Origin of the sequence: Candidatus Enterococcus moelleringii (assembly GCF_017377575.1) — a bacterium.
Taxonomy (GTDB): domain Bacteria; phylum Bacillota; class Bacilli; order Lactobacillales; family Enterococcaceae; genus Enterococcus_A; species Enterococcus_A moelleringii.
Genome location: NZ_JAFREM010000013.1, coordinates 89,702 through 114,905 on the forward strand (window position 1 = coordinate 89,702; position 25,204 = coordinate 114,905).

22 protein-coding genes are annotated in these 25,204 nt (G+C 44.1%); 18 read left to right on the forward strand and 4 right to left on the reverse strand.

The window, feature by feature from the left end:
- Positions 1-13 precede the first annotated feature (13 nt).
- The 5 genes from JZO70_RS08510 to JZO70_RS08530 are packed head-to-tail and all read left to right on the forward strand — an operon-like array spanning position 14 to position 4,098.
- On the forward strand, positions 14-1,285 hold the full coding sequence (locus JZO70_RS08510) for a gluconate:proton symporter (RefSeq protein WP_207673130.1): 1,272 nt from the start codon (positions 14-16) through the stop codon (positions 1,283-1,285).
- A 22-nt stretch (positions 1,286-1,307) separates the two neighbouring features.
- Complete coding sequence (locus JZO70_RS08515) at positions 1,308-2,273, forward strand: sugar kinase (protein ID WP_207673131.1); 966 nt, start codon at positions 1,308-1,310, stop codon at positions 2,271-2,273.
- On the forward strand, positions 2,270-2,896 hold the full coding sequence (locus JZO70_RS08520) for an orotidine 5'-phosphate decarboxylase / HUMPS family protein (RefSeq protein WP_207673132.1): 627 nt from the start codon (positions 2,270-2,272) through the stop codon (positions 2,894-2,896). The genes JZO70_RS08515 and JZO70_RS08520 overlap by 4 nt, the downstream gene beginning before the upstream one ends.
- On the forward strand, positions 2,893-3,435 hold the full coding sequence (gene hxlB / locus JZO70_RS08525) for a 6-phospho-3-hexuloisomerase (RefSeq protein WP_207673133.1): 543 nt from the start codon (positions 2,893-2,895) through the stop codon (positions 3,433-3,435). Before JZO70_RS08520 ends, hxlB begins: the two co-directional genes overlap by 4 nt.
- Before the next feature lie 12 nt (positions 3,436-3,447).
- Positions 3,448-4,098 (forward strand): bifunctional 2-keto-4-hydroxyglutarate aldolase/2-keto-3-deoxy-6-phosphogluconate aldolase, encoded by a 651-nt coding sequence (locus tag JZO70_RS08530; RefSeq protein WP_207673134.1) that lies wholly within the window; start codon positions 3,448-3,450, stop codon positions 4,096-4,098.
- 81 nt (positions 4,099-4,179) lie between these two features.
- Here the strand turns inward: JZO70_RS08530 and JZO70_RS08535 are convergent, their stop codons facing one another.
- Both JZO70_RS08535 and treR read right to left on the reverse strand, forming a co-directional pair.
- Positions 4,180-4,425, reverse strand: a complete 246-nt coding sequence (locus tag JZO70_RS08535) for an AbrB/MazE/SpoVT family DNA-binding domain-containing protein (protein ID WP_207673135.1) — start codon at positions 4,423-4,425, stop codon at positions 4,180-4,182.
- A gap of 35 nt (positions 4,426-4,460) precedes the next feature.
- Complete coding sequence (gene treR, locus JZO70_RS08540) at positions 4,461-5,183, reverse strand: trehalose operon repressor (RefSeq protein WP_207673136.1); 723 nt, start codon at positions 5,181-5,183, stop codon at positions 4,461-4,463.
- 638 nt (positions 5,184-5,821) lie between these two features.
- Between treR and treP the strand changes: the two genes are divergently transcribed.
- The 8 genes from treP to JZO70_RS08580 all read left to right on the forward strand — a co-directional run bounded on the left by treP (position 5,822) and on the right by JZO70_RS08580 (position 16,770).
- Complete coding sequence (gene treP / locus JZO70_RS08545) at positions 5,822-7,777, forward strand: PTS system trehalose-specific EIIBC component (RefSeq protein ID WP_207673137.1); 1,956 nt, start codon at positions 5,822-5,824, stop codon at positions 7,775-7,777.
- 51 nt (positions 7,778-7,828) lie between these two features.
- Positions 7,829-9,451 carry an alpha,alpha-phosphotrehalase gene (gene treC / locus JZO70_RS08550; protein WP_207673138.1) on the forward strand — a complete coding sequence of 541 codons (1,623 nt, stop codon included), beginning with the start codon at positions 7,829-7,831 and terminating at the stop codon, positions 9,449-9,451.
- Between the two features lie 186 nt (positions 9,452-9,637).
- Entirely contained in the window at positions 9,638-10,645 is a 1,008-nt protein-coding gene (rbsR, locus tag JZO70_RS08555; RefSeq protein ID WP_207673139.1) for a ribose utilization transcriptional repressor RbsR, read from the forward strand.
- 1,125 nt (positions 10,646-11,770) lie between these two features.
- On the forward strand, positions 11,771-12,775 hold the full coding sequence (locus JZO70_RS08560; RefSeq protein WP_207673140.1) for a Gfo/Idh/MocA family protein: 1,005 nt from the start codon (positions 11,771-11,773) through the stop codon (positions 12,773-12,775).
- A 15-nt stretch (positions 12,776-12,790) separates the two neighbouring features.
- A complete protein-coding gene (gene iolG, locus JZO70_RS08565; RefSeq protein ID WP_207673141.1) occupies positions 12,791-13,819 on the forward strand; it encodes an inositol 2-dehydrogenase in 1,029 nt (342 codons plus the stop codon).
- A gap of 62 nt (positions 13,820-13,881) precedes the next feature.
- Complete coding sequence (gene iolE, locus JZO70_RS08570) at positions 13,882-14,772, forward strand: myo-inosose-2 dehydratase (protein ID WP_207673142.1); 891 nt, start codon at positions 13,882-13,884, stop codon at positions 14,770-14,772.
- Positions 14,773-14,845: 73 nt separating this feature from the next.
- On the forward strand, positions 14,846-16,444 hold the full coding sequence (locus JZO70_RS08575; protein WP_207673143.1) for a solute:sodium symporter family transporter: 1,599 nt from the start codon (positions 14,846-14,848) through the stop codon (positions 16,442-16,444).
- Positions 16,445-16,464: 20 nt separating this feature from the next.
- Positions 16,465-16,770 carry a PTS sugar transporter subunit IIB gene (locus JZO70_RS08580; protein WP_207673144.1) on the forward strand — a complete coding sequence of 102 codons (306 nt, stop codon included), beginning with the start codon at positions 16,465-16,467 and terminating at the stop codon, positions 16,768-16,770.
- A gap of 125 nt (positions 16,771-16,895) precedes the next feature.
- Here JZO70_RS08580 and JZO70_RS08585 read toward each other — a convergent pair whose 3' ends face one another.
- Complete coding sequence (locus JZO70_RS08585; RefSeq protein WP_207673145.1) at positions 16,896-18,053, reverse strand: DUF2922 family protein; 1,158 nt, start codon at positions 18,051-18,053, stop codon at positions 16,896-16,898.
- Positions 18,054-18,652: 599 nt separating this feature from the next.
- Here JZO70_RS08585 and ade point away from each other — a divergent pair.
- Positions 18,653-20,392 (forward strand): adenine deaminase, encoded by a 1,740-nt coding sequence (gene ade / locus JZO70_RS08590; protein ID WP_207673146.1) that lies wholly within the window; start codon positions 18,653-18,655, stop codon positions 20,390-20,392.
- Between the two features lie 58 nt (positions 20,393-20,450).
- On the opposite strand, the gene JZO70_RS08595 is transcribed toward ade, so the two are convergent.
- Positions 20,451-21,206, reverse strand: coding sequence for a MurR/RpiR family transcriptional regulator (locus JZO70_RS08595; protein ID WP_207673147.1), 756 nt, complete (start codon positions 21,204-21,206; stop codon positions 20,451-20,453).
- 201 nt (positions 21,207-21,407) lie between these two features.
- On the opposite strand from JZO70_RS08595, the gene pfkB reads away from it, so the two are divergent.
- Genes pfkB through lacD form a run of 4 tightly spaced genes read left to right on the forward strand, consistent with a single transcriptional unit; the run spans position 21,408 to position 25,190 of the window.
- On the forward strand, positions 21,408-22,346 hold the full coding sequence (gene pfkB / locus JZO70_RS08600) for a 1-phosphofructokinase (RefSeq protein WP_207673148.1): 939 nt from the start codon (positions 21,408-21,410) through the stop codon (positions 22,344-22,346).
- On the forward strand, positions 22,339-23,733 hold the full coding sequence (locus JZO70_RS08605; RefSeq protein WP_207673149.1) for a PTS fructose transporter subunit IIC: 1,395 nt from the start codon (positions 22,339-22,341) through the stop codon (positions 23,731-23,733). Before pfkB ends, JZO70_RS08605 begins: the two co-directional genes overlap by 8 nt.
- Before the next feature lie 12 nt (positions 23,734-23,745).
- Positions 23,746-24,198 carry a PTS sugar transporter subunit IIA gene (locus JZO70_RS08610; RefSeq protein ID WP_207673150.1) on the forward strand — a complete coding sequence of 151 codons (453 nt, stop codon included), beginning with the start codon at positions 23,746-23,748 and terminating at the stop codon, positions 24,196-24,198.
- An 11-nt stretch (positions 24,199-24,209) separates the two neighbouring features.
- A complete protein-coding gene (gene lacD, locus JZO70_RS08615) occupies positions 24,210-25,190 on the forward strand; it encodes a tagatose-bisphosphate aldolase (protein ID WP_207673209.1) in 981 nt (326 codons plus the stop codon).
- Positions 25,191-25,204: the final 14 nt, after the last annotated feature.

The window sequence follows — 25,204 nt, forward strand, 5'->3', positions numbered from 1 at the left end:
GAGGTGACAAATCATGAGTAGTGCAATTATAGGAATTTTGTTAGCGGTTACCTTCATTATTTTCGTGCTTTACGCCATGAAGGGCGGCAACTTGACCGTCGGATTCTTCGTAATGGCGGTGTTATGGACGATTATCGGCGGGGTGCCATTCAATCAAGCAATTCAAGAAATTTTTACCGAACCGGTTTTAAATTACGGCAAGACCGCCGCTTATATTATCTTCGGGTCATGGTTCGGCCGGGTGCTGGTGGATACCGGGATCGCCGGCAGTATCAGCCGCCGCACCGAAACCGTCGGCAAGAAAAGTCCCGTGCTGGCGACCGTGCTGATCGCCTTGGTTATCGCTTTGATCTTCACCAGCTCTTACGGGGTTGGTTCGGCAATTGCGGTAGGTGTGATCTTGTTTCCGATTATGTTTTCCATCGGCGTGCCGCGGAACATTGCCGTTTTAGTCTTCACCATGTCGATTGGCGCCGCAATGTATGTAAACAACGTGCTTTTCGTTCAGTTCCAAGTGTTTTTCCCGGAAGTCGAGTGGGGGACGCATTATCAACGCTTCGGCTTTGTGGCGATGGGCGTACAAATGGTGATTGTTCTGTTGTTCATTTTGTTTAATGCCAAGAAAATTCGTAACGGTACACCAGAAATTATTACCAGCGACGGCAGTGAAGAAATTCCTGAAGTGCCCATCTGGACGTACATTTTACCAGTGTTACCGGTAGCCTTGAGTATTTTTGCCAAATGGGATGCCGTGCCGGCTTTACTGCTTTCAACGATTATTGCTTTTGCGGCGACTGGCAACATGAAGAGCTATCCCCGATTTGTCACCATGATGAACGAGACTGCTAAGCATGCGATTAGTGATATTGCTGGCCTGCTGATTATGTTGTTCGTTTTGACCATGTTTCAATCGGCGGCCGTTCATGCGATGTCCGGCTTCACCGGTATTTTCCAACAGGTGATTCCTGACAGCAAATTGATTCTAGTAATTATCATCGCAGTCATCGCACCGCTGTCTTACTTCCGGGGGCCGTTGATGTTGTACGGTGCTGGAGCAGCTACGGCGGCGATCCTAGTGGGAACCGGCATGTTTGACCAATATTTCTTGTATGGTTTGCTGGTGGTTCCATCCATGATGGGGGTCTCAGCTTGTATCACCCAATCCTGGAATTTGTGGTCAGTCCAATATGCCAAGTTGGATACTAAGACCTTCTTAATGACCGGCCTCCCTTGGGCTTGGCTGGCAACCGTATTGAATCTGGCGACAGCTTATATCTTATTATAATAGAAGAAAAGAGGAAAAAATGATGAGTGAATTTTTAACGATTGGTGAACCGATTGCTTTGTTTGGATCGACTGAGGTGGACAAAAGCTTGAAGGATGCGCAGAATTTCCAAAAGTTTTTGGCGGGAGCCGAAGTGAATGTGGCGGTGGGAGTTTCCCGTTTAGGGCACTCTACTCAATACATCACTCGCGTAGGAAAAGATCCCTTTGGCGAGTTTATTATTGATCAGCTGAATGAAAATAAAGTAGGCACTGATTATGTGGACCAAACGGAAGACTTCTGGACCGCCTTTCAATTGAAGGATCGAGTGAGTGACGGCGATCCCAGCATTTTCTACTTCCGCAAAGGATCAGCTGCGGCTCATTTTCAACAACAGGTTTTAGATACGATTGATTTTTCGGAAGTGAAGATGGTGCATTTATCGGGGATTTTCCCAGCGATTTCGTCAGAAGCCTTAACTGCTTTTCGTCACTTTGTTCAACTATTAGAAGAAAAAAATATCCGTACGACTTTTGATCCGAATTTGCGACCACAGCTGTGGGAATCCCGAGAAAAAATGGTGGAGACCATCAATGAACTGGCTTCTCATGCCGAAATTATTTTACCTGGCATCAACGAAGGGGAAATTTTGATGGGCAGCCGTGACCCAGAAGCGATTGCTGATTTTTACTTAGCCAATGGCGCAGCCACCAAAACGGTGATTGTCAAATTAGGAACCGAAGGCGCTTATGTGAAGCAAAAGGATGGCAGCAGCTTTACCATTTCCGGTTTCAAGGTAGACGAGGTAGTGGATACAGTTGGAGCCGGCGACGGATTTGCGGCGGGATTAATCACTGCTTTAATAGAAGGAAAAAGTTTAGAGGAGGCTGTCATTCGGGCCAATGCTGTGGGGGCACTGGCGGTTCAATCCCCTGGTGACAACGATGGCTACCCAACGCCCGAAGAATTGGAGGCCTTTTTAGCAGAACACGAGGTGGTAGCAAAATGAAGCTGCAAACCGCAATTGATCGAGTAAGTTTAGAAGACGCTGTGGAGCTGGCTGGGAAATTAGATGGTCAGACGGATATTTTAGAAATCGGTACCTCACTGATTAAAGACTACGGCAACCGCGCGATTGAAGAAATCCGTGCGGTCTTGCCTAAAACTGAATTGTTAGTGGATTTGAAAACCATTGACGAAGGGGCCTACGAATTTCGCCAAGGTTATCGCTATGGCGGAGATATTTTGACCGTGATGGGTGCTGCTTCTTATGATACCTTGAAGGCTTGCTATGAGGTGGCACAGGAGCAGGAGAAAACCATGATGATTGATTTGCTGGAGGTTGGCGATGAGAAAGTTGCTCAGCTAACTGATTTCGAGGAGGCAATTTTCGCCTTGCATCATTCGATTGATCGCAAGGACAAGCTGGATGCCGTCGCTAGTGTGGCAGCTTTTCACGAAAAATTTCCGACAATCAAACGACTGGCAATCGCTGGCGGGATTGATTTGGAGCAGGCCAAGGGGTTGGCCCAACAAGGCTTAACCGAAATCGTGATTGTCGGTTCAAAAATTGCCAAAGCTGACGATCCCCAACAAGCCGTCAGGGAATTTATGGAGGGAATACACTTATGAGTACAATGACAACTATTATGGAAGAGATCAATCAAGTCATGCAGCAGGTGGACGAAAGTCAGCTTGAAGCTGCCATGAAGTATTTTCAAAAAGATAAACGAATTTTTGTGATCGGTGCTGGCCGCAGCGGATTTCAAGGCAAAGGTTTTGCAATGCGCCTGATGCACATCGGCTATACCGATTACGTCATGGGGGAAACCATTACCCCATCCATTCAAAAAGGCGACACTTGGGTAGCGATTTCCGGTTCTGGTACCACCAAAAGTATCGTGGCGGATACTCAAGCAGCTAAAAAGCTGGGACTGGATATTGTCGTCTTAACTAGCGATCCAACGTCGCCGTTGGCTGAATTGGCGGATCAAGTGATTGTCGTTCCCGGTGCAACCAAAACTGGTGCCGGCGTGAAATCAGTGCAGCTGCTGTCTTCCTTATTTGACCAAACCGTGCACATTACCATGGATGCCTTGACTTTGATGCTGGCAAAACGTGACGATACCTCCAACGAAGATGCCTTGCACGAACATGTCAACGTAGAATAGGAAGTGGAAAATATGCAACGAATGGAGTTATTAGCAAAATTGCAGCAAGCCGGAGTGATCGCAGTCGTGCGGGGCAAGGATAAACAGGAAGCCTTGAACGCCTGCCTTGCCTTGATCAAAGGTGGGATTACCGGAATCGAAGTGACGCTGACTGTACCTCAAGCAGAAGAAGTGCTGCGGGAATTGCAAGCAGAATATGTTTCGCGGGCAGATGTGATCATCGGTGCCGGCACCGTGTTGAATGTTGCCAGTGCCGAACGCATGCTGGCGGCCGGCGCTTCCTTTGTTGTCAGTCCGGCATTCGATCCGGCAACCGCAGAGCTTTGCAACCTGTATCAAATTCCTTATTTGCCAGGCTGTGGAACGATTACCGAAATCCAGCAGGCTTTAAAAAGCGGTGTGGATGTCATCAAGCTGTTCCCGGGCGACAGCGCAGGGCCAAAAATGATCAAAGCGGTCAAAGGTCCACTGCCACACGCGAATCTGATGCCGACCGGTGGTGTGAATTTGGAAAACTTAGCCGACTGGCATGCAGCCGGCGCGGTGATGGTGGGAGTAGGCGGTAATTTGCTGGCTCCTGCAGCGATTGGTGATTTTCAGCAGGTGGAAGAATTGGCTGGAGAGTATAAAGAGCGGTGGATGGAGTTAATGAACGAAAAATAGAACCAAAAAAATACCGATCCTAAAAGTTAGACCAACAAGCTAACTCTCAGGATCGGTGTTTTTCTAGTCATCTTTATTCTACTACTTCTCATTGTCTAATGTTGGGAAGGCTATGATGTTCGAAGGGGAGGTTTCCTCAGCTTCATTAAGGAAACCTTTGAATAAGTCTTCAACAGTAAAAGGCTTATATTTTTTCAAAACAAGCTCCTTGTTGTTAATGTCAATCTCTAACGTATCACCAATTTTTACACCCAGAGCCTCCAGCATCTCTTCAGATAACCTCACACCAGCCGAATTACCCCATGTTTCGATTTCGATCTTATCCACCTGGACCACTTCCTTCTATAATATACTGACGCTTTTTACATCGTCGACGGATTCCGCCGAGCGAAATCAAAAAACCGAAACTTATCCACCTGATGACGACTTTCGGTATATTGAAATTGCCGTGCTTCTGAGGTGTACACGCGACTTTTCACGGAAACGATGTTGATGTCGTGTTGATTTAAATCCAACAATTCGCGATCTTCTTCAGTTAAGCTGTCAATCGTGATTTCTTTTTCCGCAAAGCCGATGTTGATATGCAAGTCCTGCTCAAAGTAGCGATAAATCGAATCCTTGGCAATCTCGGTATCCAATTCAGGAATCAAAGACACCAGCAGCAGGTCTTTATCCAAAATCATTTTCTTTTGATCAATTTGGCGGGTACGAATCAAGGACCAGCAGATTTCTCCCAACTCAAACCCAGTTCGGCGAGCCATTTCTTCATCAATCGTCACTTTTGTCAGACTTACTACATCCGTCACGCTTTCGTAACCGTAAGAATTTTGCAGCTCCTTGTAGCTGGTTAAGCCAGAAACTGGAAACCGCAGTTGCTCCCGCTTTAGCACTAAAGAACCTTTTCCCTGCATTTTTTGGATGTAGCCGTTGGCCATTAATAAAGAAAGGGCCTTTCTGATGGTGTCACGAGAAACAGCATAGGTTTTTCGCAGCTGGTTTTCACTGGGAAGATAGCTGCCGGGTGGGTAGATGCCTTTTAAAATGCCCCGCTCAATGTTCTGGTAGATGATTTCGTATGTTTTCATGTTATGCCTCCTAGTTCATTTTAATGTATTAATTTTTCCTACAGAAAAATTAGTTCGATTTTCACCACGCATACCATCCAACTAACCGCTTCTCTTTTATTGTAGAGAATAGTTCTAGAAAGATTTCTGATGTTTGCAGAACTGCGAAAAGATGGACTGGCACCCTAATTCAATTTAATGTATAGTATGTTACTCCATGTCCGGCTTCGCAAACTAGCTTTGTCGACATTAAGCAAAACTTTGGAGAAACTTGAGGTGCAGTTTATCCAAAGTTTAGTCTTAATGCTCCAAAGCTGAGCGAGTTTGCGAAGCCTTTCGTTACACTTGTACGGATAAGCAAGACAAGTATAAATAAAAATCGCTCTATTGTAAAGCGCTTTCCTAGATAGTTTTACAACATTAGAAAAAACTTATTTAAAGGATTTTTTATCGATCACTTGTAGGTGATTTGTGCAACAGGTCGGTAAAACCTAGACAGAAAAGAAGCTTGAATCCTTTAATTCCTTAAATAAATATGAGAGAATTCTAATTAAAAACGGGTTGACAAAACTGTAAGCGGTTTACAAATAGGTGAGAATTCCTTATAGTTAAGGCAGATAGAACTTATCCATACAAGTTTAGAAATTGGAGGGAAAAAGATGGGTAAATATGATAAAGATGCCAAGGCGCTGTTAGAGGCGATTGGTGGGAAACAAAATATCTCTGCTGTGACTCACTGTGCCACTCGTATGCGTTTTGTATTAGTTGATGACAAGAAGGCGGATGAAAGTAAGATTGAGGATATTGCGACGGTTAAAGGGATGTTCACCAACGCGGGGCAATTCCAAGTAATCATCGGCAATGACGTTTCGGTCTTTTACAATGAGTTTACTGCTTTGGCTGGGATTGAAGGCGTTTCAAAGGAAGCAGCCAAATCAGTTGCTAAGCAAAATCAAAACCCTGTTCAACGTGCCATTACTGTTTTAGCTGAAATTTTCACACCATTATTACCTGCAATTATTGTCGGCGGTTTGATTTTAGGGTTCCGTAACATTTTAGAAGCAGTACCAATGGGCTTTTTAGATGGACAAACCATCACACAGTCTTCAACGTTTTGGGATGCTGTTAACAGCTTCTTGTGGTTGCCAGGGGAAGCGATCTTCCACTTCCTGCCTGTCGGGATTACTTGGAGTATCGCCCGTAAAATGGGTGCCACCGAAATTTTGGGAATTGTGCTGGGGATTACCTTAGTATCTCCGCAGTTGCTGAATGCGTATTCGGTAAGTGGAACGACAGCTGCTGAAATTGCTGCCGACTACACTTGGAACTTTGGCTTCATGACGGTGGAAAAAATCGGGTACCAAGCGCAGGTTATTCCAGCGATGCTGGCCGGCTTCCTGCTGGTTTACCTGGAACGCTTCTTTAGAAAACGTATTCCAGAAGCAATTTCGATGATTTTCGTACCATTCTTTTCACTGTTGCCAACGATTCTTGCGGCTCACTTGATTTTAGGACCAATTGGTTGGAAAATCGGTACCGTGATTTCTACTGTAGTAAATGCTGGTTTGACTTCAAGCTTCAGCTGGTTGTTCGGCGGATTCTTTGGGGCAATCTACTCGCCGCTGGTTATTACCGGGCTGCATCATACTACCTTAGCGATTGATTCACAGCTGGTGGCTGACTTTGGTTCAACCAATTTATGGCCAATGATCTGTCTATCCAACATCGCACAAGGGGCTGCTGTATTGGCAGTCGTATATGCCCATAAAGGCAACACAAAAGAAGAACAAGTTTCTGTACCATCTGTCATTTCGGCTTGGCTGGGAGTAACAGAACCAGCGATGTTCGGGATTAACTTGAAGTACATGTATCCATTTATCGCGGCCATGATTGGTAGCGGGATTGCCGGCTTGTTTGTGACACTGTTCCGAGTTCGTGCCTTGTCTATCGGGGTTGGTGGGTTGCCAGGAATCTTGGCGATTCGCCCACAAGACTATTTGATCTTTGGCATCGGCATGGTGATCGCGGTTGCCGTACCATTTGTCTTAACACTATTCTTCCGCAAAGCGGGAATTTTCAACAAAATTGACCGAGTTGGCGAAGCAATGGCGGTTGATTTAAACGACATTGACCAACCTGTTGTCAGCAAAAAAGGGCAAGTATTAGAATTGTTTGCTCCATTAAAAGGTGAAATTCTTCCATTAAGCCAAGCTAAAGATCCAGTCTTTGCAGAAGGTATGATGGGCCAAGGTGTGGTAATTGATCCCACCGAAGGCAAATTGTATGCGCCGTTTGATGGTCAAGTTACATTATTGTTCCCAACGAAACACGCCATTGGCTTATTAAGCGAAGATGGCACCGAAGTGTTGATCCATATCGGGATTGATACGGTGAAATTAGATGGTGAGCATTTTACTGCCAAAGTTAGCCAAGGAGACTCGATAACTAAGGGTCAACTGTTGATGGAATTTGATATTGATGCGATTCGCGCAGCTGGCTATGAAGTACAAACACCGATAATCATCACTAACTCGAATGAATTTCAAGTGGATCCAGTTTTAGAAGCAGCACCGATTAGCTTAGATGAAGCGATCATGACTGTCACTCATTTATAAATGAATGTAGGCGGCTGGAGAACCCAGCTGCCTGGTTTTAGGAGGAAGAAGATGTCTTTTAAGGACAAAGTTATTTATCAAATTTATCCCAAATCTTATTTGGATACCAATGGAGATGGGATTGGCGATTTAGCAGGGATCATTAAAAAGCTGCCTTATTTGAAGCTGTTAGGGGTGGATATGATCTGGTTGAATCCAGTCTACCCAAGTCCGCAAAAAGACAACGGGTATGACATTTCCGATTACACTGCGGTCAATCCGGTCTTCGGCACGATGGAGGAATTTGAATCGTTAATTCAAAAAGCCAAAGAACACGGCATCGACGTGATGCTGGATATGGTCTTGAACCATGTTTCCATTGAGCACGAGTGGTTCCAAAAAGCCTTAGCTGGTGATAAAAAATACCAGGATTACTTTATTATTCGCGATGAAACCACCGATTGGGTGTCGAAATTTGGCGGCAACGCCTGGGCACCTTTTGGTGATACCGGCAAGTATTACCTGCATTTGTTTGATATCACCCAAGCTGATTTAAACTGGCGCAACCCGGAAGTTCGGGAAGAGCTGTTTAATGTGGTGCGTTTTTGGATGGATAAAGGTATTAAAGGCTTCCGCTTTGACGTGATCAATTTGATCGGTAAAGACGAAGTGCTGCAAAGCAATGCGATGAGTGACGGCAAGCCGGAGTACACCGATAAGCCAATTACCCATGAGTATTTGCGGATGATGAACGAAGCCACTTACGGTAGTGATCCCGAGATCATTACGGTGGGAGAAATGAGCTTTACTACCGTGGAAAACTGTATTATGTACACTCAGCCGGAGCGCCATGAATTGTCTATGACCTTCAATTTCCATCATTTGAAAGTGGATTATGAAGAAGGCAAAAAATGGACCAAAGTACCTTTTGACTTCGCTGAATTGAAGCGATTGTTTCACACGTGGGGAACACAAATGAGTGAAAATCAAGGCTGGAACGCTTGGTTTTGGAATAACCACGATCAGCCGCGGGCCCTAAACCGTTTCGTGGATGTGGAAAACTATCGGGTGGAAGGCGCAAAAATGTTGGCTTCAGCGATTCACCTGAATCGGGGAACGCCTTACATTTATATGGGAGAAGAAATCGGCATGGTAGATCCGGATTTTGAATCGATGGATGACTATGTAGATGTGGAAAGCTTGAATGCTTACCAAGAATTGCTGGAGCAAGGCAAATCGCCCGAAAGAGCTTTTGAAATTGTGCAAAGCAAATCCCGCGACAATGCCCGTACCCCAATGCAATGGACCCACGAGGTCAACGCTGGTTTCTCTAAGGCAACCCCTTGGTTAGCAGTCGGCAATCATGCCACTGAAATCAATGCCGCCAAGGAACTGGAAGAAGGCTCGATCTTTGCTTACTACCAAAAGCTGATCCGTCTCCGCAAGGAATATCCGGTGATTGCGGAAGGCAGCTATCAAGCCTTCGTGCCGGAACACGAGTCAGTTTATGGCTTTGTCAGAGAACATAATGGTCAGAAGCTGTTAGTGTTAAACAACTTCTTTGCCCAAGCTGCTGAAGTCCAGCTGCCGGAAGAGTTTGTCGGTGGTGAAGTGTTGATCGATAACTATCTTTCAACGGAAGTTACTTCAGACTTCACTTTGCAGCCGTATCAATCAATTGGTATCTTAATTTAAGCAAACGCCATGAAATCTTTCGAGGTTTCATGGTGTTTTTCTGTGTGTAAAAAAAGATCCAATCAAAATTTACACAGACTACTTGAAAAGCTGGCAACAACTTTTATAATTAAGTTATAGAAATAAAATGAAAGAGTGAATCGTTTTAATTTTTTACAACAAAAAACGATGAAGGGGTAGGTTAAGATGGAAAGCAAACGCGTTACTATCAAGGATGTTGCCAGATATTCGGGAGTATCGATCGCAACGGTATCATTAATTTTAAACGGCAATGAAAATAAATTTTCTCGCAAAACGGTGGAGAAGGTGCTGGAGGCTAAAGAAGTGCTGGATTATCAGCCCAATTATTTTGCCCAGCAGATGATCATCAAAAAAAGTAAGACGATTGGGGTGATGATGTCAGATATCACCAATCCCTTTTTCGGTCAGCTGATATCCGGGATCGAAAAGGCGCTTTATCAGGAAAATTTCGTTACGATTCTCTGTAATGCCAACTTTGATGAAGGCAAGGAAAAGTATTACTTAGAGGAATTGATGCGTCGCGGGGTGGATGGTTTTATTATTGCCACTTCAGCGATTTCCAATGAGACCTTGTATGAAATGCTGGAGAAGCGAAAACGGCCCTACATCAACATTGACCAAAAGCGGATTGAAGGCCTGAGTGATGCAGTCTTGTCGGATGACTTTAAAGGCGGTCAGCTGGCGGCCCAGCATTTATTGAAGCTAGGACACAAGGATCTGGTGATTGTCATGCCGATTGACGCGCCAGAGCATATCCAAAATCGACTGCGGGGTTTCAAAAAAGCCTGCGATGACCAGTCAGCTACTTCCATCACCATTATCGATGCCAAGATGAGTAAAGACGGCGGACGCAAAGCTGTTGAGCAAATCGTCCAAACTCGGGCCACTGGAATATTTACCATCAACGATGAGATGGCCTTTGGTTTGTATCGGGGAATGGAGGATGCTGGCAAGGAGATTCCTAACGATTACAGCGTGATCGGTTACGATAATGTGGAAATGTGTGAATACATTACGCCTAGGCTGACTACCGTCGCTCAGTCGATTCCGGCGATTGGCGAAACCACTGCCAAAATTTTAATGGAACGAATTAACAACCCGGACAAACCGGCTGAGGAAGTCATTTTACCGGTCGCCTTAGTTGAACGAAGCTCAACCGCACCCTTAACTTAACAGTTAAGGGTTTTTTTATTTTGCCAGTGCTGCTTTTTGCAGTCTAATAGGAGCGAAGTAAATATAGAAATTGGTCAACTAGATAGAAATTCGTAACGTTTAGTAGGATGGTAGGCGTACGAAAATCCTATTCATTTTTCCAGGGGTTTGGAAAAATGAAGACCTATAAAATGAGCTAGCTGTCAGTGCTACTTTTCGCAGTCTAATAGGAGCGAAGGAAGTATAATAATCAGCCCACTAGATATAATTTCGTAATGTTTAGAAGGATGGTAAGCGTACGAAAATCTTATTCATTTTTCCAGGGGTTTGGAAAAATGAAGACCTATAAAATGAGCTAGCTGCCAGTGCCACTTTTTGCAGTCTATTTGGAGCGAAGGAAGTATAATAATCAGCCCACTAGATATAATTTCGTAATGTTTAGTAGGATGGTAAGTGCTAAATTCAGGAGACGTTGATAGCTATGATTTTGTGATATTTTGAACTTTTGGTAAAATGTTGGAGTTTGAAATGAAGAGTATTAATTCGCGGATATATCCACGAAAATCATCAGTTCCTACATAATAAACACTAGTTTTCGTCAGACTGAGGCAATCAAGACAGGCACTGATATCATCATAATATGGCCAATGGGGAAGTTTGAATAGAAAAAAGGTACCAAAATTTGTCTTGAATCAGCGATATCTTGAATAAAAAGGCGTTTTTGACCGCTATATTCTTAGTGATTCTTCAGTTTTAAAAATATTTTATAAAAAATATTTCGCTGATAATCCGTTGAAGTGATCGACTTTGTTCAGTTCGTTCTGTGGAGTTAACTGTTATATTACGAAAAAGTTCTTGCTTGTGTAAGCGTTTGATAATAGAATGGAGTTAAGTTGATCAAGAGATGCTAATTAAATTATCAAAATATGCTTAAGTAGCTATTTGAATGGTGACTTGATTCATCGGTTGGTCAATTTTAAAAACTTTTAATTCCCAGTTTTATGAGGTTTTGGTTAAGATAGGCTGAGTATTTAGGGTTTACGCAATTTTTCATCAGGAATTACCTGAATCTGTGAATTAAAACGTTTAATTTTCAAGGGATCAACGCATTTTTGCGTGAATATATAACTATGGAGGAATCTATACATGGAAATCAAAGTTGGCGTAATAGGTACAGGAGCAATTGGAATTGAGCACATTCACCGAATTAACGGGAAGACACAAGGTGCCCGGGTCACTGCAGTATCAGATATTAATGTCGATGCAGCCACAGCACTGGCGAAATCAATCGATGCGGAATTTTTCGCAACGGGTGAAGCGCTAATCGCTTCAGATCAGGTGGACGTAGTAGTGGTTACTTCTTGGGACCCTACCCATGAACAATATGTGTTAGAAGCCATCAAGCATGGCAAGTACGTTTTTTGTGAAAAACCGTTGGCGATGGACAGTGATGGCTGCCGCCGGATTGTCGATGCAGAAATTGCTTATGGCAAAAAGCTGGTGCAAGTTGGCTTTATGCGCCGCTACGATCGCGGCTATATCGAACTAAAAGAAGCGATTCATTCTGGGAAATATGGCGAACCATTGATGCTGCATTGTGCCCATCGTAATCCAAGTGCCGACGAAAATTATACTACCCCAATGGCCATCAGCAATACGGCCATCCATGAAATCGACGCGCTGCGTTGGTTGGTGGAAGAAGATTATGCTTCGGTTCAGCTGCTTTTACCGAAGAAAACCAGAAATTCCCACAAAGATTTACACGATCCCCAATTACTAATTTTTGAAACAACTTCAGGAATCACGATAGATTTGGAAGTATTCGTCAATTGCCGCTTTGGTTATGACATCAAATGCGATGTAGTTTGTGAAGAAGCCGAAATCGGACTGACAGATCCAACGTACATTCGCACTAAAGCCGAAGAAAGAAATTACACCGCCATCTCACCAGATTGGCAAACGCGTTTCTTAGAGGCCTATGACTATGAATTCCAAATATGGGTTCAAGCGATTCAAGAAGATAAATTTACCGGACCGACTGCATGGGATGGCTATACAGCTTCTATCACTATGATGGCGCTGCATGAAGCCCGGGAAACTGGCAAAAAAGTCAACATAGCATTGGAAACTTGTCCCGACATTTATCTATAATTAGGAGGAAATTTTGTGAGTAAAGTAAGAATCGGTATCGTAGGTTTAGGCAGATTAGGTAAAGTTCATGCCCGCAATCTAGCAGAAAATATTCAAGGCTGTGAACTAACAGCGGCCTGCAGCCTTGTACCTGAGGAATTAGAATTTGCCAAAAATGAACTAGGAGTTCTTAACACCTTCTCCGATTATGAAGAAATGACTAAAAGCGACGTGATCGACGCAGTCTTCATCGTTTCACCATCTGGCTTCCATTGCCAGCAAGTTGATACAGCTATGAAAAATGGCAAACATGTCTTCACCGAAAAACCACTCGGCTTAGTGGTAGACGAAATCAAAGAAACGCAAGAAGTGATTACTAAGCATCCGGATCAAGTCTTTATGCTGGGCTTCATGCGCCGCTATGACGAATCGTATCAATATGCGAAAGCGATGATCGACAACGGTGAAATCGGCGAAATTACCTTAATTCGCTGCTACGGCATTGACCCTAGCGAAGGCATGGAAAGTTTTGTTGAGTTTGCCATGAACAATGACAGCGGCGGCTTATTCTTAGACATGGCGATCCATGATATCGATTTGGTTCGTTGGATGACTGGTCAAGAAGTCGACAAAGTATGGGCAATTGGTAAAAACGCAGCTTACCCACAATTGGATCAAGCTGGCGAATTAGAAACCGGCGCAGCAATGATGCGTTTGGAAGACAAAACGATGGCTTTACTAGTGGCTGGCCGAAACGCAGCTCACGGCTATCATGTTGAAACAGAAGTAATGGGTACCAAAGGCATGCTTCGCGTTGCTCAAGTACCAGATAAAAACTTGGTAACTGTGATGAACGAACACGGCACAGTTCGCCCATGCTCACAAAATTTCCCTGAACGCTTTAGAGAAGCTTTTGTCCGCGAAGCCCAAGAATTTGTTTCTTGCATCAACGACAAACGTCAACCGGAAGTCAATGCTTACGATGGCCTGCAATCAACTCGTATTGCGTTAGCTTGCCAAGAATCATTTGACACCGACAGCTTGATTGAAGTAGGGAAAGACTAGATAATCAGATTTATTTTTCAGAGAAAAATAATTACATCAAATTGAAGTAGAAGGAGCACATTATGACAAAAAATATTCAGTTAGCCATGGCACCGATTGCCTGGACCAATGATGATATGCCGGAATTAGGCAAAGAAAATACCTTTGAACAAACTATTAGTGAAATGGCCTTATCAGGCTTTACCGGCACTGAGATCGGCAACAAATATCCCCGTGATCCAAAAGTATTGCACCGCTTTTTAGATATCCGCGGCTTGAAGGTTGCCAGCGCTTGGTTTAGTGCCTTCCTAACCACGAAACCTTTTGAAGAAACTGCTAAAGAATTCATCGAACATCGTGATTTCTTGCATGCAATGGGGGCAAAAGTCATCGTAGTAGCCGAACAAGGCCACAGCATTCAAGGCATGATGGATCAACCAGTTTTTGATGCAAAACCTAGCTTCACAGATGAAGAATGGGACAAACTAACAGATGGCTTAGAAAAATTAGGCGATTTGGCTCACGAAAAAAATATGGAAATCGTTTATCACCATCACATGGGTACCGGCGTGCAAACGACGGAAGAAATTGACCGCTTGATGGCATCTACAGATCCTAAAAAAGTTCAACTGTTGTTTGATACAGGTCACTTAGTATTCTCTGGCGAAGATCCAGTAGCGATCTACAACAAATACCAAGACCGCATCAAACACATTCACTTCAAGGATATCCGCGAAGTTGTGGTTGGGGAAGTTAAGAGCACGAAGATGAGTTTCTTGAACGCAGTGAAGAGCGGAGCTTTCACAGTTCCCGGCGACGGCATGATTGATTTCAAACCAATTTGGGAAGCAATTGATGCCAGCGGCTACGAAGGTTGGATTGTGGTGGAAGCAGAACAAGATCCTGCTAAAGCGAATCCGTTTGAGTATGCAGTTAAGGCAAGAACCTATATTAATGAAGTAACAGGACTTTAACCATTGTGCCGGTCCGCTGGAAACTCAGTGGGTCGGCAACAAACAATAGAGAAAGAAAAAGGAGCGCGAAACGGTGAATTTATTTTCTATGATCAGCTTTGTTGTGATTGTAGCCTGTGTTTGGGTCTTTGCCTATTCACGGTCTAGAAGTGTCGATACTTCTGGTTCGGAAGGCTATTTTATGGGCGGGCGGAGCTTAACGGCTTTACCAATTGCTGGAACAATTATTATGACCAATCTTTCCACCGAGCAGATTGTCGGCCAAAATGGTCAGAGTTATCATGCCGGGATGGAAGTAATGGCTTGGGAAGTAACTGCTGCCATTGCGATTGTGGCGTTAGCACTAATCTTTTTACCTAAATATTTCAAATATGGGATTAATACTATTTCAGATTTTATTGAAATTCGTTATGATACCGTTACCAAGCGGATTGTCTCGATTCTGTTTATTGTGACCTATATGATCTCGTTCTTACCAGTGGTGCTGTATTCAGGAGCATTGGTCTTTAATAAGATCTTCCATATTGATGAGCTCTTAGGCATCCGGCCGATTGTCGCTATTATTTTGGTGGCGGTAATCATCGGGATTGTCGGTGTGTTGTATCTCTTAATCGGCGGTCTGTCTCTAAGTGCCAATAGTGATACGGTTTACGGGGTTGGCTTGCTGGCCTGTGGTTTGCTGATACCTTTCTTAGGACTAATGAATTTGGGATCCGGCAGCTTTATCGGTGGGCTTGATTATATCGTGGATAACACCCCGCAGCTGTTGAACTCCGTGGGTTCCATTGATTCGGCTGTTGTGCCGTGGCCCACATTGTTTACCGGGATGCTGTTTAACAACTTGTATTTCTGGTGTACCAATCAGATGATCGTGCAAAAAGCGCTGTCCGGCAAAAACTTGGCCGAAGCGCAAAAAGGTGCCTTCATGGTAGGTGTATTCAAAATTTTCGGCGCCTTGTTCTTGGTTTTCCCAGGGATCATTGCCCGCAATATTTTTGGCGATTCGCTGTTGTCGAATCCAGACAATGCCTATCCGTTTTTAGTAAGTGAAGTGTTGCCGCAGATGCTGTTTGGGGTGTTTGCTGCCGTAATTTTCGGCGCAATTTTATCTTCCTTCTCCGGCGCTTTGAACTCAACGTCAACCTTGTTTGCCCTAGATTTTTACAAGCCAATGATTAACAAAGATGCAGATGATAAACAAGTTGCTCGTGCCGGGAAAATTACCACCGTTGTTGTGGGGGTTATCTCGATTGTCGTAGCACCATTGATCTCTTTGGCTCCAGCTGGTTTGTACCAGTTTGTGCAGGAATTCAATGGCTTGTATAATATGCCGTTATTGGTCATCATCTTGTTCGCATTTTATTCTAAGAAGGCGACGGCGCTCTCAGCCAAAGTTACTATAGGAGTCCACATTGTCTTGTATGCGTTATCTAAAGTATTCTTGGCCGATATTCATTTCTTGTATGTGTTAAGTCTTCTGTTCTTCCTAGACGTCTTCATTATCTGGGCTGTTTCTAAGGCGAGACCAGAGGGTAAATTCGTGCTGGATATCTTTAACACCAAGGTGGATATCAAGCCGTGGAAATATACAAAATTAGCCTCGATTATTGTTGTTGTGGTAGTTATCTTGACCTATGTTGCCTTTTCTCCATGGGGCTTAGCCGCACAATAATTAGAAAGAAGGGAAGCAAATTGGATAAAAGTATTTTAATAGTTTGTGAAACCGGTATTAGTGCCGCGCTGCTGGTCTCAAAAATGCTGGAAGCTGTTCGAGAGCATAAGTTGGATTATGATATCGATTATGCTCCAGTCAGTCGGCTGGAAGAAAAAATCAGCGGCAAAGACTACGATGTCTTCTTCATCACTCCGCAAGTCGCCCGCTATCAAGAAAAAATCAGTGCAGCAATACAGGCAGCAACCGGGACGATCGTCTACATTCAACCGGAAGATTTCCAATATATGAATGTAGAAAAGATGCTGGGTTCTATAGCCGAATAAGTTGGATTAACGTGCGGATTTCCGCACGTTTTTTCTGTGTGCAAAAGTTTTTTCACCATCAGAAAGCAGAGGAATCCAAAGCTGATCCTCCAAAGCTGAACGAGGTTACGCAGCTTTTCTGTTCGCTACTTCCGTTTTTTCCCTCCCCGTTTATTGATCTGGCTTAAGATTCCCCATTTATTCTGTTTATTCCGCTGTATTTTATCTGCTCGCTCTTGGGCTAGTTTCTTTCGTTCCTTTTTGGTCAAATCCTTTTTACCTTTAGGCATATCAGCTGACTGCGCTTTTTCCAGATCGCGTTCCTTCTCTTTTTCCATTTCCAGCTGAATCTCCCGCATCGGCCGTTTATCTAAGGCGGCTTTAAAGGCGATTACTTCACGCTCTTCATCAGTAACGGAGGAAGAATCAAAGCCGGCGGTATAGAAATCATTTAAAGCTTGTGCTTCTTCTTCGGATAAGGTTTTGCTGGGAGGTCCATCAATGATTTCTGCCGATTCTGCGACAATAGTGTCTTCATCCTGTGAATCACCGATTGGTTCGTCTTCGGTTGCGTTTTCAATTTCAGTATTAATAGCTGCTTCAGTAGATTCAACTGCATCGGATAACGATGCATCAAGTGGAAGCAGCTGTCCAGCATTCTGCACCAATTCAGCAGCAGCTTCTTCGTCGCGACGATCAAAGCTTGGTTCATAAACCGTGAAGTCAGCATAAATAGGCTCCGCAAAACGCTGAACGCCGTCTTTGTGGAAAATATTCAGGGTACTCAAAATAGACATCAGGGCATAGTGCTCCTTTTTGGTGATATCGGGATTCACGTTGCTTAGACTCCAGCTGTGTCTTTTGCCGTTTCCGTCTTTGAAATAAGAGATCATGTTGGTTTTCTTTTCGGTGGGTCGTGCCTTGGAGATCAGGCGAGGACGCAGTTTTTCTATGTAAAGCACTGTGCTTTTCGTCAGCTGTTCAAACTCGGCTTCACTGGCAAATAAACGGTTTTTGACCTTTTCCCACTGATCGGCATCGAAATAATCACGGAAATAGACGCAGGACAAGCGAATCTCGTGGACAGTCTTACTAGTCAAAAATATCTTACGAATTAGATCCTCCGCCAAAAAAGAAAAGTCCTCTGTCGATAGGGCGTTGCGAATCATCACTGCTAAAGTTGCTTGGATGGTATAGACATCGTTACCTGATTCAGAATGGAAATCCTGAACGCGTTTTTCGAGAGATGTTCTTTTCATGGTGTTGATCGATCTGGAAGATAATACGTATTTTGCGGTTGTCATAGTTCACTGCTCCTCGTCTGTTTGCATATTTCAAAATGATTTGTTGGTAAAGGTTTTCCGAAACTTACTGATGTAGTCAATTTGGGCTGCGGGTCTCCCGAAGGCGCTTTTGAAGATTACTTAGAATTATTCCATTGTTGGAATATGTTTTCAATTATAATACAAAAATAGCTGATCAAAATCAAGCGTTTTCTTTAAATAATCCAAACAATTTCATTGGTTATAAGGTGAATTATATAGTTAACCAAAAAAGTTATAATGCGTTTATAATTAATAAGGAAAGAAATATTGGAAGTCCGATGGATTTATCTAAATTCTCGCCTAATACGGGGCGGAGTAACAAAAATCAGTGAAAATTCTGCTGAATCAGCTAGGGATAAACCTGCTAAAAAGAGAACCTGCTGTAATTTTATCTTAATAAAATAATTTAATTTCTGCAGGTTTTGTCGTGAAAAGTGGTGCCTATCTGCAGAAAAAGCAGAGATATTTTTTACTGCTGGAGACAAGAGCAGCCTTTTTTCACTTTAAAGAAAAACTTTGCGGAATTCTGCTGACTTGTTATAATGGACGAAATACTTTTTTCCAGGAGTGAGCAGAAGATGAACAAACAACAGCTGAAACAACTGATTGATGTGGCGGCCGGTCGCGTGACTGCCGATGTGGTTTTTAAACAAGCGAAAATTATCGATGTCTATAACGGCACTGTGCTGGAAGGCGATGTCGCAGTCATCAACGGCACGATCGCCGGAATTGGCGGCGAATATGAAGGCGAAGTCGTGCATGATCTGCAAGGAAAATACCTGGCGCCTGGTTTGATCGATCCGCATATTCACGTGGAGTCTTCTTATGTCACACCGGAACAATTCGGCCGCCTGCTGGTTCCTCATGGGACGACGACGGTGTTGGCTGACCCCCACGAAATCGTGAATGTGCTGGGCTTGAAGGGTCTGGATTATATGATCGAAGCAGCTAAGGGAACCGTTTTGGATATTCAATACATGCTGCCATCCTGTGTGCCGGCGACTAATATGGAAAATGCCGGTGCGGTACTGACGGCTGATGACATGGTCGGGCCGATGCAGGATCAATTAGTAGAAGGACTAGCCGAATTCATGGACTTTCCTGGCGTGATTCATGCCCAAGATGAAGTGCTGGAAAAATTACTGGTAGCCAAAAATGCTGGCAAACGAATCGACGGCCATGCGCCGATGGTTTTCGACAAAGAACTGAACGCCTATGCGGCAGCTGGTATTGACAATGATCACGAATGCTCGACGGTGCAAGAATTGCAGGATCGGATTGCCAGGGGAATGTACGTGTTCTTGCGAGAAGGCTCGGTTACTCAGAATTTACGGACCTTGTTAAAAGGTGTGACGCCACAAAATGCTCATCGCTGTGTTTTGGTGGCGGATGATTTGCAGGCGGCTTCGATTTTGGAAGTAGGTCACTTGGACAACAGTATCCGGATTTGTATTGAAGAAGGACTTGATCCGATTTCGGCGATTCAAATGGCGACCCTTAATGCCGCACAGTGCTGCCAGTTGACGGATCGTGGCGCGGTGGCTCCCGGTAAGAAAGCCGATCTGATTGTTTTTGCTGATTTGGAAGATTTTGCAGTGGAAGAAACTTATATTGATGGTGAACTGGTAGCGAAAGCCGGCGAATATCTGCCGGAAATCCATACCACTTCAACTGAAAGTGTCCAGTCCAGTGTCCATATCGATAAATTCCAAAAGGAACAGCTAGTGCTGAATTTAACCGCCGACAAAGCCCGGGCCATCCAAGTAGTACCTCAGGAAGCTTTAACCAATGAAGCAATTGTCACAGTACAGCGGAATGACGCCGGCGAATTTGTTTACGATTCTCAACAGGATGTGACTAAAATCGCCGTGATCGAACGCCATCACAATACTGGGAATGTGTTTGTGGGCTTGCTGAAGGATTATGGCTTGAAAAAAGGGGCGATCGCCCTGTCGATTGCCCACGATTCCCATAATTTAATTGTCACCGGAACCAACGATGAAGATATGGCAAAAGCGGTGGCAGCCTTGAAGGAACTAGGTGGCGGAGTCGTACTGGTGTCTGAAGAAAAAGTGATCGGGCAGCTGGCCTTGCCAGTCGCTGGGTTAATGAGCGAACTGACCGGTGAAGAAGTTGCGGAGCAGGAAGCAGTCATTAATCAACTCGCTCATCAAGAATTAGGCATCTCCAAAGAGGTCGATCCGATTATGACGTTAGGCTTCATGTCGTTAGCGGTGATTCCAAGCTTGAAGATTACCGATGTTGGCTTGGTGGACGTGACGAAGTTTGAGGTTGTGCCGGTTTCGGTGGAAGAATAATAGTTGGAAAAGAAACGCCATGATTGGAAAAATCATGGCGTTTTTCGTGTGCATAAAATTAGGGTTTTTCTTTCTTTACTCGAATCGCATAAGAGTCCAGCAAGATGCGGGCAATTACCGACAAAGGCAGGCGAGAACGCACCTCGTAATCGGGGAAGAAGGAAATTTCTGATTTAAAGCCGATTAAAGATAGTTCTGCCAAATCAGCTAAGGTGCTGTCGGAATTAGCAGTAATCAAAATCGTAGTAATTTCCTTTTCGTAACAGTTCTTCGCCGCAATCACCAGTTCCTCAGTTTCTCCATTTAAAGAAACAAAAATTACCGTATCGCTTTTGTTCAGCCGGGTGCTCATGGTTTTTATGATATTGGGATCAGTATGCAGCTCGCAATATTTTCCCGCCAGCTGGAACTTGATTTTCATTTCTTCGGCAATCAATTCCGAAAAGGCTCGGGCAAACAAAATAATCCGCTGGGAGCTTTCGATTTTCTGAATAGCATCCTCAATCACCCCGGTGTCCAGCATGTTGATGGTGCGGATCACTTCTTGCTCGTTTTTCATAATCGAACGCCGAATTTCCTCATCCACCTTTTCCACTTTCGAAAAATTGATCGTCGAATTGGATTGATCCTTTAAATGATGCTTGAAGGAAGTAAAGCCCTCGTACCCCTTCTTTTTCATCGTGCGAACGATCGTACTTGTCGACACGTTGGCCAATTCACTTAGTTTAACAATCGACAAATTAGGAATCTCGCTAATGTTTTTCGTGATATATGTCCACAGATAATCTTCCGTTTCACTTAATTTGTGTTCCATGCGGCATCTCCTCCACCCACAGTTTAATCACTTCTATTTAAAATTACAACTCTCTCTAGTCTGTATTTTGCCTGATAACTAGGCAAAAGCCAACCTTTGCCAATCACTTAGAAAAATTTTCCAAGGATTTGCCTAGTTTTAGAAAACATTGCCAGCTATTTCCCAGGCATAATAGGTTTCAAGGAGATGGGGGAGAACAACATGTCAAAAGTTTACACATGCACGATGAACCTGGCGATTGATCTGTTCATCGAAACCGAAGAACTGCTCCCGCGAGTAGTCAACCGCACGATTGACGATGATATCCAAGCCAATGGCAAGGGGGTCAATGTATCGCTGGTCTTGAAGATGTTGGGAGTTTCCAGCACGGCTTTAGGTTTCAGCGGCGGATTCACCGGTAATTATATAGAAGCTTTTTTAAAGGAGAAAAAGATTGCTACCGATTTTGTTCCAGTGGAAGGCTTAACTAGAATTAATGTGTTCACACAAGTAAATGCCGAAAACACCGAGTACAAGCTGGTGAATCAAGGACCGGAAATTCAAGGGGAAAACACCCAAGCCTTGCTGGAAAAAATCAGTCAGCTGGAAGCAGACGATTACTTATGTGTTTCCGGCAGTTTGCCAAGAGGCGTCCCGCCGACAATTTTAGTAGAGATCAGCCGCATTTGTTACGAAATTGGTGTCCATTTAATTATTGACAGCAGTTACAAAGAAATTTTGGATTGTCTGAAATATCAGCCGTTTTTACTGAAGCCTAACGATGAGGAGCTTTCAGAATGGTTCGGCAAGGAGCTGCTTACCGAAGATGAGTACATCGCTTATGGCGAAAAGCTGATCGCAGCTGGTGCCAAAAATGTGCTGCTTTCACTGGGTGGTGATGGGGCGATCTTCATCAATCAAGACACTTGTGTAAAAGGAAATGCGCCGACAGGCAGAGTGGTCAATACTGCTTGTGCCGGGGATACCTTATTAGGAACCTTTCTGGCAGGACTGATTCAGGGGCAAGATACCGCTGGAACTTTACGAAGGAGTCTGGCAGCCGGCAGCTCCACAGCTTTTCAAAAAGGATTAACTGATTTTTCAGATGTTCCTATATTAGAAGAACAAATCAAAATCACTAGGAGGAAAGAAAATGACTAAGTACCAAATTATTGCCGCAACAGGTTGTCCAACGGGGATCGCCCATACCTACATGGCTCAAGAAGCTTTGGAACAGGCGGCCAAAAAGAAAGGCATCACCATTAAGGTAGAAACCCATGGTCAAGTAGGTGTCGAGAACGAGCTGAGCTCAGAAGAAATCGCCAATGCCGAAGCGGTAATTATCGCAGCCGATAAGGATGTTCATGCCGAACGTTTTGCCGGAAAACGGATTATTGAGGTTCCAGTTGCTAAAGGAATCAAGGATGCGGCGCAGTTAATCGATGACGCATTAGCAGGTAAAGGCACCGTTTCTGGTGGAGCACCGGTTCAAGCTGAAGCCGCAGAAAGTGATAAAAAAGCTGGCGGAATTGGCCATACGATTTACAAAAACCTGATGAATGGCGTTTCTCATATGCTGCCATTTGTAGTTAGCGGCGGGGTATTGATTGCTATTTCTTTCCTGTGGGGGATTTATTCGGCTGATCCAGCCAATGCCCAGTACAACGAAATGGCTGCTCGCTTGAATGGCATCGGCAATTTCGCAATGAGTATGATGGTGCCGATTTTGTCAGCTTATATTGCTGAAGGAATTGCCAAACGTCCAGGATTAGTGGTCGGATTTGTCGGCGGATTAATTGCCGCTGATGGCGGAACAGGGTTCCTTGGAGGGATTGTTTCTGGTTTCCTAGCTGGTTACGTGGTGTTAGGACTCATTAAATTATTGAACCCATTGCCAAAATCTTTGGACGGTTTGAAAGCAATTTTCTTATATCCAGTTTTAGGTGTTGCAGTAACCGGTCTGGTTATGACGTTTGTTTCTGGGCCGATGTCCAGCATCAATGAAGGCATGATGAGTTTCCTAGCTGGCTTTGAAAATTCCAGTCCACTAGTTTTAGGAGTTATTGTCGGCTGCATGTGTGCCTTTGATATGGGCGGACCGATTAACAAAGCAGCTTATGTAACTGGAACCGCACTACTAGCCCAAGGAAATACAACGTTCATGGCTGGCGTTTCGGCAGCCTGTATCGCACCGCCATTAATTACCGGCTTCGCTGTTCTGCTTTTTGGAAAATATTTCGACAACAGCGAACGCAATGCCGGCTTAGTGAACTTTGTCCTAGGCTCCACTCATATTACTGAAGGCGCGATTCCTTTTGCGGCGAAAGATCCGTTGCGGGTATTGCCAACAATGATGGTAGGTTCATCCATCGCAGCGGTACTGACTTACATGTTTAAGGTTCAAGTTCCAGCACCTCATGGCGGATTTTTAGTCTTGCCAGTGGTTACTCATGGCATGCTATGGGTGGTGTCAATTCTGATCGGCTCAATTGTCGGCGGCGTGATTCTTGGCTTGATCCAAAAAAATCGCGTCCAGAAAGCTCAATAAGGAGAGAAAAAAATGGTAAACGAAGAATTAATATTTGTTGATCTGGATTTGAAGGATCAAGAAGCAGTGTTTAACTTTTTGGCCCAAACTATCGTGGAAAAAGGCTATGCCACCGATGCAACGGCTGTTTATGACGCCTTGAAAAAACGTGAAGCCGAAGGAACTACCGGCATGATGGACGGTTTTGCGATTCCCCATGCCAAAAGCGATGCGATTCAACAACCAGCAATTATCGTGATTAAACTGAAAAGCGCAATTGACTGGGATAGTCTGGATGGCAAACCAACCCAAAACATTATCGCTATGTTCATCCCAACAGCAGAAGGCGGCACGACTCATTTGAAAGTCTTGTCCCAAGTCGCTCGCATGCTGATGCAGGAAGACTTTAAGAACCAATTTGCCCAAACCAATTCAACCAACCAGCTGGCTCAATTAATTGCCAGCAAACTAGAAGGAGACAACTAATCGTGAAAAAAATGACAGCTGCCCAATACGAAAGCTTGATGAATACTTGTAATCCAGACGGCGTGATCGGTGCCTTAGCCATCGACCAACGTGGAGCTTTGAAGAAGATGATCGCCAAATACAAAGATGAAGCAACGGATCAAGATATCGAAGACTTCAAAAAAATCGTTTCTGAAGAATTAACGCCCTATGCAACGTCAATCTTGCTGGACCCAGAATATGGTTTGCCTGCAGCTAAAGCACGGGCTGAAAGTGCCGGATTATTATTGGCCTACGAAAAAACCGGCTACGATGCATCAACTCCGGGACGCTTACCTGATTCATTAAACATCTGGTCAGTAAAACGTCTGAAAGAAGCCGGTGCTGATGCCTGCAAATTCCTGCTATATTATGATGTAGATGAATCCGACGAAATTAACGACCAAAAGAAAGCTTACATGGAACGCATCGGATCAGAATGTGTTGCAGAAGAACTTCCATTTTTCCTAGAGTTAGTTTCTTATGACGCTAACATCAGTGATGCAGCTTCAAAAGAGTACGCAAAAGTGAAACCCCACAAAGTCAACGACATGATGAAGGAATTTTCTGATCCTCGTTACAATGTGGACGTGCTGAAAGTAGAAGTGCCGGTGAACATGAAATTTGTTGAAGGCTACGGCGAAGAAGTTGTTTATACGAAAGACGAAGCTGCGAAACTATTTGCTGAACAAAGCGAAGCGACTGATTTACCATTCATTTTCTTAAGCGCTGGCGTGAGTGCTGAGTTGTTCCAAGAAACTTTGCGTTTTGCTAAATCTTCCGGTTCAACCTTTAATGGTGTCTTGTGCGGCCGAGCAACTTGGGCCAACGGCGTAGAACCATTTATCACGAAAGGTGAAGAAGCGGCTCGCGAATGGTTGCGAACAGTGGGACGGAAGAATATCGATGAGTTGAATGCCGTGTTGCAGGAGACTGCTTCGTCATTGCAGGATAAAGTACAAAAATTGTCATAGAATAATTTAGAGCT